Here is an 11,972-nt window from a genome sequence, read left to right as displayed (position 1 = left end):
CCTGCACGCTATTCCTAAAAAGCCTGATTGGAGAAGCGAGAGTATTGTAACGTATCCGCCACCTCTTGAGCTTTAGATTGAGAGCTCATTAAATGTAGCAGCTTTAACGCAGCTTGATAGCTAACCAAACTGCCATTGGATGTAAGTACATTACCATCCACAACATAATTTTTATCGCTCAGTACCTTAACTTCTGGATAGTCACTTTGAAAATCACCCTCACCTCCTGCCCATGTCGTCGCTTGCTTGCCATTTAACACACCAGCTTCAGCTAACAAATACGCCCCTGAGCAATTGCTTGCCATCCATTCTGCGTTTTTGGCGGTAGAGGAAATATAGTTAATCAAAGCCTTATTGTTGATCAATGGATCCATATCATAGCTCGACGTGAGTATTAATACATCAAGCTTAGGGGACTCTCCAATCCAAGTGTCCACCCCCAGCTTTAATCCTTCTTCTGTTGTCACTGTAGTCGTATTCGTAACGGAAACCGTCACTACATCATAGTCACTGAACCACGTTAATCGGTCAGCAACCCCAAATACTTCCAGTGGTCCTGTCACATCTGATGTGAGAACGCCATCATAGACCAAGATACCAATCTTCTTGTCTGCTGCCGATGCGGTTGGCCCCAATACAATTAAGGCGAGAATCAGTGTACATAGTGCCGCCATACGGACTTTAAGTTTTCCAATCATTATTGTTTACTCCACTGTTGAAACAAAATAGTTATCACTATCTTATCGGGCATCTTTAATGATTGAAGTGGCATGCTTACATATCTATAGTGAATAATATTCACGAATAAATAATGGAGTTGGCATGGATAAACTACGCTCGTTACGGTTTTTCATTGCAACGTTAGACACAGGAAGCTTCGCGGCAGCAGCGACAAAGTACGGCAGCGACCCATCGACCGTCAGTAAAGCCGTGCATAGGTTGGAGTCCGAACTTGGCGTACAGTTATTTCTCCGCTCAACCCGGCGACTTAAGTTAACACTTGCTGGCCAGCAGTATGAACAAACCGCAAGACGAGTTATTGAAGAACTCAGCACTTGTGAAAAAGATTTAAAACATGCAAACAGTTCACCATCAGGTACATTAAAACTTAACCTGCCTGTCTCTTATGGGCGCCGTTATATCCAGCCTTTGCTCAAAGAGTTTCGTCGTCAATACCCAAGTATTGACTTAGACATCTGCTACGATGACTCTTACGTTGATATGATTGATCAAAGCGTTGATGTATCAATTAGGTCAGGTGTTGTGCAAGATCGGCAGCTGATCGCTCGACAACTGAGTCCTATCGATTACTTGATTTGTGCGAGCAAAGAATACCTTGAGCAATACGGTGCACCCAGAGGACCGGAGGAATTTCACCAACACACTTGGATACGCTTTCGCTTTAGACAAACCGGAAAATTACTCGGGCTGAGACTTGCTACCACTGAACATACTCACCGAATCGAAACAGCCAGGAGCATTGTCGTTAATGATGGTGAATCAATGGCAGAGCTTTGTGCTCAAGGGTTAGGGCTCACCCAAATTCCTCATTTTATCGCCCGAGACTGGCTTAAAAGTGAAGAGTTAGTTCCTATTTTTCCCAGCTTTCGCCCACAAAACGAAGGCGTTTACCTTCTCTACCATCAACGTGAATATATGCCTTTACGAGTAAAGCTCTTCGTAGACTTTGTCGTTGATGCAATACAGTCTCAAGCAGAAACGCCACGGCACACTTGGGTAAGTCACCTAGAGATTAAACTCCCCACATAGCGCAATACCTTCGCTTTCGTGGTTTAAAACACTATCAAGACCTGCAATTATCAGCGCCAGATTTGTATAAAACCAATAAATAAAAAATCATCTGTTCACACTGGATGATTGCTATCTCTGAACATTATTACGGCAAATTGTCCTGATAAGCGTTTATTATTTTTCAGCTCTTTATCTCACGGCTATACAAGTCCGATATATGTGGTGGAACAACGTAAGAGATAGTTTTAATTGCATGGCTTGATACCGTGTTCTTACCTGACGCCTTAGACTGATACATTGCTTTATCGGCTATTTTTATCATATGTCGCAAGATATTTTGTATGCTTTCTTTATCGGATTGGCATGAAGCCAACTCTTGATAGTTGATAGAAGACACGCCAATACTCACGGTTAGTGCATAGGGTTCAACAAACTGTTTTTGTATGGTAGATCGAATTCTTTCCGCACCTTGCTTTGCTTGATCCAGATCGGCATCCAGCATAAGTACCATAAACTCATCCCCACCTAGCCGAGCACATGCATCCGTTGTTCTCTGTGCCCTTTTAATTGAATCCGCAATGATAATAAGAAATTCATCGCCAACAAGGTGCCCATATTTGTCATTGATCGCCTTGAAGTTATCGACGTCTATGACAGCAATACTAAGTGGTAACTTTTTGCGCTTGCATAAGGCTAATAATTCTTCAAATTTCTTTTCCAGCCCATTACGATTTAGGAGCTTAGTCATGTGATCTTGTAAATTCATTTTTTCAAGCTGTGCATTCGCTTTTTTGAGCTGCTCATTCGCTTCTTTGAGTTGCTCTTCAGCTAGCTTAATTTGAGTGACATCGGTGTGAGCTCCAAGCATTCTGATGACTTTACCTGTCTCATCACGTATTCCAACACCACGACATCGAACCCAAATGGTTGAGCCATCTTTATGTTGATACCGTACAACTTGATCGTAAGAGTGTTCAGGGTTTTCACAATGCTTTTGAAAATTGACGATGGCCGTTTCTAGATCTTCAGAATTAATAATGTCTTGCCATTCAGAGGCCAGATGCTCCATTTCTTGAGGGTCATAGCCAAGTAACTCCCAGAAGCCAGGGCTCATCCATTCATTGTTGCCATCGACCGTATCCCAATACCAAATACCATCTAGGGCATACTGATATATGAACTCAAAGATGGAGTCATCTTTGGATACGAGATTGTATAATTCTGACTTCAGGTAGTTTGTCTCTTCCATAAGATATCCTGACGAGTATTAGCCATAATGTTGTCGTTGTTACAAGTATAGACAACCCACAGAGAACAAATAACCCTGATGTATTATTACAATCAGACCCATTCACATAGACAAATCAAAGCGCTAAATAGCTAGCCTCTTTTATTGCTACTTTCTAACTTTGACAAAAAAGAGTCAGCCTAGCGGTCTGACTCTTTCGTTCACTTTCGTTCACTTTTGGACACTTTCGAGCTAGTGCGACGAATTAAATCGCACTAGCAAACAGGCTTAGTTGAGGTGCAGATAATGTAGTTGTATTCAGTCAGGTTCCAATACCTAGACCTTTCTCGAGGATAGCCAGAAAGAAAACTATTATCCAACTCCAAAACCCCAAAGCATTCCACCACATAAAAGCCTTAAACTTTTTAGAATCCGTTGTTTCACGATGCCGAATAAAAGGATACGCAATGCAATAATTAATAAACCGACTTCCGACATCCCAAGATGCTTGATACTTCGGTCGCATATAACCTTTATCGTCGTAATATTTATTTAAATCTTTCGCTAACTGCTTATCTATGAAAATAATGTGCTTAAAACTACCTAAAGAGATCACTGGCAATACAAGCACTGATGGAAAACACCAGACAATAGCAATAACACCGAAAACAACTATTAACCAATCAAACATTTATTTATTACCCAAAACGTCTTCAACCTTTTCATAAATAACATCAGCTCCCCATTTACCAGCGGTCGAACCAGCCACACCACCGACAACACCACCTGCAACCGCTCCGCCAATTGCAGCAATCGCGAGGACAGGAGCCGAGGCTGCTACCCCAATAATTAAGGCAATACCAGAAATCGTTGCCACCGCTGCACCAGCACCAACGGAGCCACCTTTAGCACCACCGACAACGCCACCAATAAATCCAGCGACCTCTCTAGTCGTCGTCTTACCACAATTCCCTGAGCCATCCACCTTACAGGCTTCATAGATGTTATCGATTCCGCTTACCGCTCCAACAGTGAGACCGATGTAACCTAAGCCTTTCGACGCTGAAATCCCAAGCGCAATATTGCCAATCCGTTTCCCTAAATCTTTGACAAACCCTTTCTTGAGAATTTCATCGGCATTATGAATCATTGACCTAGAGGAGAGCTTGAGATTGCGCTTCACTTGCGTGTGAATGGGAAGCTGAACACTTCGCTTAGACAACCTCGCAAAGGAGCCATCCAACTTTTTAAATAAGGCGGCACGCTGCTCAAAAAATCGATTATTATTGACATAGCCTACTTTTCGCTTGGTTTCGAGGTGCTGAACATGCAGAGTATTGATTTCTAACAGCACATTCTGAATATTTTTCAGATTCTGTTCGACCAGCGCTGATGTCGCTCCCACCCCTGTGGCCACTTGTGCATAGTAATCTGTAGGCAACCCATCATTACGGATTCGTTCATCGAGCTGATGAGAGAATAAATCAAAGTGACGATTGAGTGTGGCGACTTCTTCATCCGCTAGCTTGCCTAACTCAGCACTGGCAATTTTGGCTTGTTCTAGCCATTCATTAAATAAGCGTTGGTCATCTGGTGTTTTCGGCTCTGTCGTGGGTAATAAAACAATCTCTCCCTGACGCACTGGCTCATTCAAATGAGTATTGCACTGCTTGATATACAGCTTTTGTTCTTCTTTGGTTTCAGCCGTAAATAAGCTCGCCCACAACGCATCTTGGGATTGTGTTACTGGCGATTGCATCCAACCAAGTTCAAAGACTTGTACTGCTTTTTCACGTTCAGCAATCACTCTTTTTCTGTTTTCTGCCCATCGTTGTTCATCACTTTCTGAATACGTTAATTCAGCCTTACGTTCTAGGCGTTGGCGTACTGCACGTTCTTTTGTCGTTTCTTGTCTTACTTCTGGCGCTACAGGAGCAGATTCATATCTCATGGGAATCGGCTTGGCTGAAAAATAAAGAGGATGATAACAATGTTTTCAATGATTTATAATTACCAGTAATGATCAGTGATAATTTCACTACCCAAACGGTTGCTTTGACAAACCAAACAACCATAGTGAAGGTTAAAAACGTTTTGATTTGCATTCTATCGGGTAACTTTTTGTAGGGTAAAACGAACGCCTCCGAATTTGTAGCGTATCAGTTCTAGCTCATTTCGGGGCATAAGGTGTTTCAGGGACTTCGCTAAATTATGGTGAACCTCTAAGTATGTGGCAAAATGTTTTTGGCCACTATAAATCCTTTTTAATATTCAAAGACTTGGATCTGAACTTCATCAAAAATCGTAGCTAACCTTGCTGCGTACTCATCGAGCTTCGATTCGCGCTCTTGCTGGACCATGCGTGCCGGACCAAAGACCTTTTGCGGAGCCAAGACTGAGAAGCCTGTAAACTCTAATATTCCACGATAAATAGGGCAATACAGCAGCTGGCAGAGAGTCTCACTCCGTCAATGGAATCGATACAAACCACTATTGAACAACTGGCCGAGCATTCCAGTGCAGCCGCTGGCACCATAAAAATTAACTTACCCTCCAGTTCAATCGGGCAGGAGCACATACTGCCGCTGGTCATCGAGTTTATGGCTAAGTATCCGCAAATCAATTGTGATTTACATTTTGATGATCGTAACGTGGACTTGGTTGAACACGGGTTTGATTTGGGGATTGGTGTCGCCATAAATCAAGACTCTCGACTTATCGCAAGACCGCTACTGACACAAGACATCGGTATCTATGCCGCCCCAAGATATTTAGCGCAATATGGCGAACCAAAGGCACTAGAGGATCTTGCCAATCACCACTGCATTCCTGTGCGTTCGCTCACCAGTGGACGTTTTCATTACTGGCGTATAAACGATGCTGAGCATGCCAAACTCTACGAGCCTAATGGCAGACTTGTGGTCAATAACTTCGCTGCGGCCAAACAAGCAACATTAGCGGGGGCTGGGATCTCTATGCTTGGTAGCTGGTTATTTCGAGACGAATTGGTCTCAGGCGAGGTAAAGCCCATTATGAAACAATATTGGGGCGCACCGACCACAATTTGGGTTTATTACTCATCCAGAGAGTATTTGCCGACACGTGTGAGGTTGTTGATTGATTATCTAGTCGAGAACATCTACAGAATGGCTTAGATGGCAGTAGTTGCTTATTTTGCAACCACTGAAGGTCCTAGGTAGTTATTTAATAAGTAATGTGCATTTTTCCAGATCTATGCCGCCTGAAACGTTTTGGGGCAGAAATGAATCAAACCCAATATTCGGACTTTTCAAATGAAGACAATGAGTCTTTTAGGAGTAAGAAAGAGGCTTTAGTTGCAACTGCTAAATTAGGTAGATTGGTACTTCGGCTGATAACCACTCTGCCTCGCAAACTTTTGCATTGCTTCGGCAAACGTTGTTGTTTTGCCTTTAGCCTGAACCTGCATTACTTGATAGCCCATCTTTTCCAACGCTTGGCGTTCAGCTAACACAGCCTTATCATCTTGATGGCTACCTTGGGCAGGCTGATGAATGTAGCACCCTTCTAGTGGGCCATCTTCGACCAGCTGGTGATGCCTCAATGCATCAATATCAAAATTCATAGTCAGTCTTTGTCATTACAATGAAGAGATTTTTTGGTCGATTACATTCGCTTTAAGGGCTTTACCACACTGTCTAACCCTTCGATTTTCAACGCCAGACAAAGTTGCAATAGCTGCCCAAGTTCACCACTCGGCCAGCCTTTTTTATCAAACCAAAGCAAATACTCTTCAGGGAGGTCGATTAGAGCACGCCCAGCATATTTGCCAAATGGCATCTGGACGCAGGCTAATTTTATAAGGTTTTCTTTTTCTAGCATGATGGTAGGGCTGCTCAGAACTCATTCTTAGCTTAGGGTATCATTGAAACTGCTTGTCGTACAAAGCGCGATCACCATTAACTAACATTATGCTTAATTCACCGTGTGAGCGTATTCGACCACGATTTGATTACCTTCGATGTAAGCATTCTGAATTTCGCCATCAACACTCATGCGACTTTGAAGGTAGACCACCTTAGGTCCGTTTTCATTAGCTTCCTTGAGGGAAGGAAAAATCTGTTTCGCATCTAGGTGAAGCAATCGACAAAAATGGCTAATAAACGACATAGTCAAAGGCTCTTCTCCGCGCAACAACTGCGAAAAGTTCAATTGGCTGATCCCTAACTTTTTAGCAAACTCCATTTGTGTGAGACGCATTTTAGATTTCTGAGACATCCACGTGTTGTACAGCGCCTCTCTATCCTTCTCAGTAAATTCCATTGGTGAATCCTTGTATTGCTTAATGAGGGGGATTCTGTGCACTTTCTTTCTCGGAGATGTCAGCAAGGCGTTAACGTTAGTTAAAAGTTTGGTTGGCTCGACACGCACCGCTCTTGAAAGCATAGCGACTTTGATGGTCAGTCATTGACTTAGACATAACTAACAAGGCAATGATTAACTCCAGTAATAAATCAACAGTAAAAACCAGTTGTAGGTTTATTAATGGATATTCTTCCATGAATCTATTCGGGACTACCCTTCCAAAATAATAACAACCAGTTGCCAATATTAAATTTTTTTCGTTAGATCTTCACTTAATTAACAATATAAAATAATGGCATTATCATATGTTATTTTTATATTTTAGTGGGCAAATAATAATTGATTCTATCTGGTGTAAATATTGAGGGAAGATATGAACATAAGCGATTTTAGCTATGATAGAGCTTCCAAGGTATTTCATTGGCTGATGGCTATCATCATCTTATACACAACAATAGCAGGCTATGGGATGCACTTCACGACTGTAGGCTCACCGACATTTAATTTCTTATCGACATTAAATATGTCTCTCGCCACTATTGCCGTTCCAGTGTTTTTAGCCCGATGGGTTTGGAAATATTTTAGACCAAGCTTTAATGATGAACTAAACACCTCAAGCTTTCAGAAAAATATGGCTAAGCTGATACATTCATTAATGTATTTCACAATGTTTGGAGTATTTACCTCAGGCTTTCTTATGTTAGAGCACCCTTATTATTTTTTCTGGGTTATTGAAATTAATCACTTCATTACCGAACCCGAGGTAAGCTCATTTTTCTTTAAAGTACACCGATTCTCCTGCCTTATTCTTGCCTCATTAGTCACGCTTCATATCCTTGCCGTGATTCATCACCATGTCATTAGAAAAAACAAGATTCTCAAATTGATGATCTAAAGCGAACTAAAAAGCGGATGCTGCACACATCCGCTTCTCAATCAGAACCAACTTGAGATCAAACGTTTAAACCAATCGAGTACTTTTTTAAACAAGCTTCCCTCGTCCACATCCGTTTGGGCGACAAGGTCCACCGTAGCGACTTCCTCTCCTTCAACGCCGTAGATTATCTTACCGACTTTTTCTCCAGAACGAATAGGAGCCACCAACTCACGATCAAACTCTACTGCCGCCGTAAGTTTGCCTGCACTACCTTTTGGCAAGGTCATATAGACGTCTTGCTCCACACCCACACTCAACTTATCTTGTTCACCCATCCAGACTTTTGCTTCCGTAACGATATCACCCGCTTTCGTCGGTGATACTGTCTCGAAGAATCGAAAGCCATAGCTTAACAATTGCTTGCTTTCTGATTCACGACTTTTAGTGCTACTTGCACCCATCACAACAGCAATCAAACGCATATCCCCGTTAGTCGCTGAAGTAGCCAAACTGTAACCAGCCCCACTGGTATAGCCGGTTTTCATACCATCAACATTCATACTGCGATCTCGCAGTAAACCATTTCGATTGTATTGGGTAATACCATTGTATGTGTATGAGGTTTCGCTGTAGAGAGGGTAGATATCCGGTAAATCACGAATAATCGCTTGGCCTAATCTAGCGATATCCAACGGTGTCGAGTATAGGCCGTTACTGTCCAAACCGTGTGGATTGGTGTAAGCAGTATTCTCTAGGCCAAGCTTTTCAGCCCACGAATTCATCAGGTTGACAAAGGCATCTTCACTTCCAGCGACGTACTCTGCAATCGCCACGCTGGCATCATTACCTGATTGCACGATCAGACCTCGATACAAATCTATGAGCGGAACAGTGGTACCCACTTCGATGAACATCTTTGATGAATCAGGGAAGTTTTTCGCCCAAGCATTTTTACTGATCACAACTTGATCATCTAGCGTGATATTACCTGCTTTAACTTCCTGCCCAGCTACATAAGCGGTCATGAGTTTGGTTAAGCTGGCCGGATTTAACTTAATATTCGCATTTTTTTCGACCAATACTTGCCCGGTGTTATAGTCAATAAGAACATACCCTTTTGCCCCTAGTGTAGGGGGATCAGGAATAATGCTTGGTGCAGCAAGTGCACTCAATGACACAGCAATTGAGGAGAAAAGGGCTGCTTTGAGGAGAAACGTTTTTTTCATGGGACGTTACCAACTTAAGTCACAATTAGAGTTTTTATATTGTTCCGAATATAAACAAACCGCAATGATATTTATTTGCTTTGTAATCAATCGTTACTCTTATTAAAAAGTTTTATTAAATTATGAGAGTTTGACTCCATATACCGGAAAGTTAATACAAAAAAGCCAGTGTTCACAACACTGGCTTTATCAATTTGGGCAAGATTAACGATTATGCTTGTGCTTCCTGCACCTTCTTCGGATTAGGTGTAATGCTGTCTCGATAGCTGAACCACAAGTAAGTCACTACTAAAGAGAAGAACAGGTACGACAATGCAAATACTAGTGGTGAGGTTATTAACTCTTCCGACATGCTCCAGCTCACACCGACCACGGTAATAGTTAACTTAGAAAGCATGCCACAAATAAGTAGCAACAGCGCTAGCTGAGGGAAACGCGTCGTTCTGAATGCAAACCAGTAACAACTACCTACCGCTAGAGCAGAGATAGACAGGCCTAACATGAAAGAGTGAAGGTGATCAGCGGATAGTACACCTGCTGATATTGACGCCATTATTATCAGAAATAGTTTCATCATTGCCTCGCTTTTTAAACTTGGAAAAAGCTTCCTTTCATTTTTGCAAACTCATTTTGTGCATATTTTCGCCTATCCAATACGAATTACAACCCCTAAAATGATACATTTTTTGTACAGCTGATGGCTCTGTAACATATGTAAAATAGTGGTTAAAAAAACAATAAGTAAGGTTCCTTGCTACTCAAGCGCAAAGCACACAATTTAAGCCAAAAGAGAAACAAAGAGTTACATTTAAGTAACAATGTTTACATCTATATTCATTGGTAATTTTGTGATCAGATGCATTTTTAGCCATCGATTGAGTCGTAAAATGGGCTGCTGAAACCTAAGTTTTCACTTTTAAAATTCACTATCTTTTGAAATATCAAAAAGAGTGTGACTCTAGCCACTGTTCGGTAGATTTAGACTCGAATAGACCATAGGGCTTTGTTACCTTTGCGCGCATTCAATATTTCGTACTACATACCATGCCTTCAGAGTACAGAATCAAAAAGATCGTTGAGATCGGCGACACCCTACATCGCAGTGGCTGCGCGCCATATAAATTAGAAAAATATACCCAATTTTATGCCCGTAAACATGGCGTAGATGTCATGATTCAGGCCACACCGACAACGGTCAATTATCAATTCCCTGACGATAACAATGCGGTGGTCATGAAACGGCACCAGCCGGCGTCCATTAACCTTAGTTTGCTGGCAAATACTATTATTCGGATTAATCAGCCAAGTAAAGAGCCTGTCCCGGAGCCCGTAGGTTACCCTAAATGGGTGACTGCTTTGGCGAATATGGGTATTCCTCCTGCGTACCTTATGCTGGTTGGCAGTACATTAGAGGCCGTGTATATATCCATTTTTCTTGGCTTCCTGGCATGGTTGGCACAACAAGTTTGTAAAGCAAGGCGCTCTATAGCTGTTGAGTTTGTTGCTGCGTTGGTCACAGGCATCTTGGTGGCGTTTTTTGCCAGTACAAGTTCCGATCTTCCAGTCTGGGCTCTATGTATCGCCGCCATCGTTCTCTTCGTGCCTGGCTTGTCGATTGCTAACTCACTTGAATGTCTCGCTTTCAATGATTTAGTCTCCGGCACCAGTTTACTGGGGCAAAGCTCACTCACTCTTATCAAGCTCTTTGTCGGTATTATCATGGGCTTGAATATAGGTGAGTCCATTTGGGGGCAAGCAGATGTCACTGCTTATATTAATGAGATACCCACTTGGCTCCATATTTCAGGTTTGTTTCTGATTTCAGTCTCTCTTGGCATCATTTTTAACGCCAGACCAACAGACATTTTATTGGGTTTACCCGTGGCGGTGTTGGGGATGTGGGGGCCATTCTATCTAGGGTTTGAAAGCGGGTGGGTCGTCGGCACATGGATAACCACCGTTTTGATTACCTTATATGGTACATGGGTAGCAAAGAAAATGGACTTAACCGGATCCATCTACATTGTGCAAGGGATTATTATTCTCGTACCAGGAAGTCGAGTCCTTGTCAGTGCGGGGCAATCCGTGTTTGAACAATCTATTTTGCCTATTCCAAGTATTGGCCTTTCTGCACTGTTCATGTTTTCAGCTATTGTCGCGGGGCAGGTCACCGCTTACTCAATTTACTCTCCAAAAATCGAACGTTAACTCTTAAAGAGCCCTATTCAAAAATGACTTTTAAGCCGCTTTTGAATAGGGCTCTTTACCCTTATGTTTCGTCTTACGTGAGAAGCTCCCTTTTCCTTTTTTCGCTTGTTCAACTCGTGTTTTAAAAAGTGGACTAGTAACGACTGCTTTTAGTGCATTGTCTTTTATTTCACCTCGTCCGACCTCTAAATGTGCCTGAAGCGACTCATTCGGCAAATTATTTTTTCTGGATCTCTTGCCCATAACTTTGTCCTATCGATGTTTTATAAATAACTAGATACTGATGACAACCTACTCACCAAACCTGAATTTAGCAGGATAAATCACCATACAAAAG

The 11,972-nt window shown here is 42.2% G+C and carries 15 protein-coding genes; 4 read left to right on the top strand and 11 right to left on the bottom strand.

The window, feature by feature from the left end; all coding sequences use genetic code 11:
- Positions 1 to 14: 14 nt before the first annotated feature.
- The gene (locus tag L1D23_RS01100; protein WP_345779099.1) at positions 15 to 674 is read right to left on the bottom strand and encodes a DJ-1/PfpI family protein; all 660 of its coding nucleotides are present in this window, start codon (positions 672 to 674) and stop codon (positions 15 to 17) included.
- Positions 675 to 822: 148 nt separating this feature from the next.
- Here L1D23_RS01100 and L1D23_RS01095 point away from each other — a divergent pair, with 148 nt between their 5' ends.
- Positions 823 to 1,770 (top strand): LysR family transcriptional regulator, encoded by a 948-nt coding sequence (locus L1D23_RS01095; protein ID WP_239863744.1) that lies wholly within the window; start codon positions 823 to 825, stop codon positions 1,768 to 1,770.
- 163 nt (positions 1,771 to 1,933) lie between these two features.
- Here the strand turns inward: L1D23_RS01095 and L1D23_RS01090 are convergent, their stop codons facing one another.
- The 4 genes from L1D23_RS01090 to L1D23_RS22195 all read right to left on the bottom strand — a co-directional run bounded on the left by L1D23_RS01090 (position 1,934) and on the right by L1D23_RS22195 (position 5,373).
- Positions 1,934 to 3,001, bottom strand: coding sequence for a sensor domain-containing diguanylate cyclase (locus L1D23_RS01090; RefSeq protein ID WP_239863743.1), 1,068 nt, complete (start codon positions 2,999 to 3,001; stop codon positions 1,934 to 1,936).
- A gap of 301 nt (positions 3,002 to 3,302) precedes the next feature.
- Positions 3,303 to 3,671: a hypothetical protein gene (locus L1D23_RS01085; protein WP_239863742.1), complete on the bottom strand. Its 369-nt coding sequence runs from the start codon at positions 3,669 to 3,671 to the stop codon at positions 3,303 to 3,305.
- A complete protein-coding gene (locus L1D23_RS01080) occupies positions 3,672 to 4,931 on the bottom strand; it encodes a hypothetical protein (RefSeq protein WP_239863741.1) in 1,260 nt (419 codons plus the stop codon).
- 313 nt (positions 4,932 to 5,244) lie between these two features.
- Positions 5,245 to 5,373, bottom strand: a complete 129-nt coding sequence (locus L1D23_RS22195) for a hypothetical protein (protein ID WP_275667189.1) — start codon at positions 5,371 to 5,373, stop codon at positions 5,245 to 5,247.
- Positions 5,374 to 5,451: 78 nt separating this feature from the next.
- On the opposite strand from L1D23_RS22195, the gene L1D23_RS01075 reads away from it, so the two are divergent.
- Positions 5,452 to 6,135, top strand: coding sequence for a substrate binding domain-containing protein (locus L1D23_RS01075; protein ID WP_239863740.1), 684 nt, complete (start codon positions 5,452 to 5,454; stop codon positions 6,133 to 6,135).
- A gap of 194 nt (positions 6,136 to 6,329) precedes the next feature.
- On the opposite strand, the gene L1D23_RS01070 is transcribed toward L1D23_RS01075, so the two are convergent.
- The 3 genes from L1D23_RS01070 to L1D23_RS01060 all read right to left on the bottom strand — a co-directional run bounded on the left by L1D23_RS01070 (position 6,330) and on the right by L1D23_RS01060 (position 7,282).
- On the bottom strand, positions 6,330 to 6,584 hold the full coding sequence (locus L1D23_RS01070) for a hypothetical protein (protein ID WP_239863739.1): 255 nt from the start codon (positions 6,582 to 6,584) through the stop codon (positions 6,330 to 6,332).
- Positions 6,585 to 6,625: 41 nt separating this feature from the next.
- The gene (locus L1D23_RS01065) at positions 6,626 to 6,841 is read right to left on the bottom strand and encodes a DUF3820 family protein (protein WP_239863738.1); all 216 of its coding nucleotides are present in this window, start codon (positions 6,839 to 6,841) and stop codon (positions 6,626 to 6,628) included.
- A 93-nt stretch (positions 6,842 to 6,934) separates the two neighbouring features.
- Positions 6,935 to 7,282 (bottom strand): helix-turn-helix transcriptional regulator, encoded by a 348-nt coding sequence (locus L1D23_RS01060; protein WP_239835445.1) that lies wholly within the window; start codon positions 7,280 to 7,282, stop codon positions 6,935 to 6,937.
- Positions 7,283 to 7,697: 415 nt separating this feature from the next.
- Between L1D23_RS01060 and L1D23_RS01055 the strand changes: the two genes are divergently transcribed.
- On the top strand, positions 7,698 to 8,219 hold the full coding sequence (locus tag L1D23_RS01055; protein ID WP_239863737.1) for a cytochrome b/b6 domain-containing protein: 522 nt from the start codon (positions 7,698 to 7,700) through the stop codon (positions 8,217 to 8,219).
- A gap of 41 nt (positions 8,220 to 8,260) precedes the next feature.
- Here L1D23_RS01055 and L1D23_RS01050 read toward each other — a convergent pair whose 3' ends face one another.
- Both L1D23_RS01050 and L1D23_RS01045 read right to left on the bottom strand, forming a co-directional pair.
- Positions 8,261 to 9,427, bottom strand: coding sequence for a D-alanyl-D-alanine carboxypeptidase family protein (locus L1D23_RS01050; RefSeq protein ID WP_239863736.1), 1,167 nt, complete (start codon positions 9,425 to 9,427; stop codon positions 8,261 to 8,263).
- 211 nt (positions 9,428 to 9,638) lie between these two features.
- Positions 9,639 to 10,001, bottom strand: coding sequence for an NADH:ubiquinone oxidoreductase (locus L1D23_RS01045; protein ID WP_239865341.1), 363 nt, complete (start codon positions 9,999 to 10,001; stop codon positions 9,639 to 9,641).
- Between the two features lie 470 nt (positions 10,002 to 10,471).
- On the opposite strand from L1D23_RS01045, the gene L1D23_RS01040 reads away from it, so the two are divergent.
- Positions 10,472 to 11,635 (top strand): threonine/serine exporter family protein, encoded by a 1,164-nt coding sequence (locus L1D23_RS01040; protein WP_239835448.1) that lies wholly within the window; start codon positions 10,472 to 10,474, stop codon positions 11,633 to 11,635.
- Positions 11,636 to 11,665: 30 nt separating this feature from the next.
- Here L1D23_RS01040 and L1D23_RS01035 read toward each other — a convergent pair whose 3' ends face one another.
- Complete coding sequence (locus L1D23_RS01035; protein WP_239835449.1) at positions 11,666 to 11,878, bottom strand: ribosome alternative rescue factor ArfA; 213 nt, start codon at positions 11,876 to 11,878, stop codon at positions 11,666 to 11,668.
- Positions 11,879 to 11,972: the final 94 nt, after the last annotated feature.

Source organism: Vibrio sp. Isolate24, assembly GCF_022398215.1.
Taxonomy (GTDB): domain Bacteria; phylum Pseudomonadota; class Gammaproteobacteria; order Enterobacterales; family Vibrionaceae; genus Vibrio; species Vibrio coralliilyticus_A.
Note: the sequence above shows the minus strand (reverse complement) of the source record. Positions and strands in the feature narration are given on the sequence as shown.

Excerpts from the sequence above, each read along its gene's own strand:
- L1D23_RS01100 (WP_345779099.1), bottom strand. The coding sequence starts at position 674 with ATGGCGGCACTATGTACACTGATTCTCGCCTTAATTGTATTGGGGCCA.
- L1D23_RS01095 (WP_239863744.1), top strand. The coding sequence starts at position 823 with ATGGATAAACTACGCTCGTTACGGTTTTTCATTGCAACGTTAGACACA.
- L1D23_RS01090 (WP_239863743.1), bottom strand. The coding sequence starts at position 3,001 with ATGGAAGAGACAAACTACCTGAAGTCAGAATTATACAATCTCGTATCC.
- L1D23_RS01085 (WP_239863742.1), bottom strand. The coding sequence starts at position 3,671 with ATGTTTGATTGGTTAATAGTTGTTTTCGGTGTTATTGCTATTGTCTGG.
- L1D23_RS01080 (WP_239863741.1), bottom strand. The coding sequence starts at position 4,931 with ATGAGATATGAATCTGCTCCTGTAGCGCCAGAAGTAAGACAAGAAACG.
- L1D23_RS01075 (WP_239863740.1), top strand. The coding sequence starts at position 5,452 with ATGGAATCGATACAAACCACTATTGAACAACTGGCCGAGCATTCCAGT.
- L1D23_RS01070 (WP_239863739.1), bottom strand. The coding sequence starts at position 6,584 with ATGAATTTTGATATTGATGCATTGAGGCATCACCAGCTGGTCGAAGAT.
- L1D23_RS01065 (WP_239863738.1), bottom strand. The coding sequence starts at position 6,841 with ATGCTAGAAAAAGAAAACCTTATAAAATTAGCCTGCGTCCAGATGCCA.
- L1D23_RS01060 (WP_239835445.1), bottom strand. The coding sequence starts at position 7,282 with ATGGAATTTACTGAGAAGGATAGAGAGGCGCTGTACAACACGTGGATG.
- L1D23_RS01055 (WP_239863737.1), top strand. The coding sequence starts at position 7,698 with ATGAACATAAGCGATTTTAGCTATGATAGAGCTTCCAAGGTATTTCAT.
- L1D23_RS01050 (WP_239863736.1), bottom strand. The coding sequence starts at position 9,427 with ATGAAAAAAACGTTTCTCCTCAAAGCAGCCCTTTTCTCCTCAATTGCT.
- L1D23_RS01045 (WP_239865341.1), bottom strand. The coding sequence starts at position 10,001 with ATGAAACTATTTCTGATAATAATGGCGTCAATATCAGCAGGTGTACTA.
- L1D23_RS01040 (WP_239835448.1), top strand. The coding sequence starts at position 10,472 with ATGCCTTCAGAGTACAGAATCAAAAAGATCGTTGAGATCGGCGACACC.
- L1D23_RS01035 (WP_239835449.1), bottom strand. The coding sequence starts at position 11,878 with ATGGGCAAGAGATCCAGAAAAAATAATTTGCCGAATGAGTCGCTTCAG.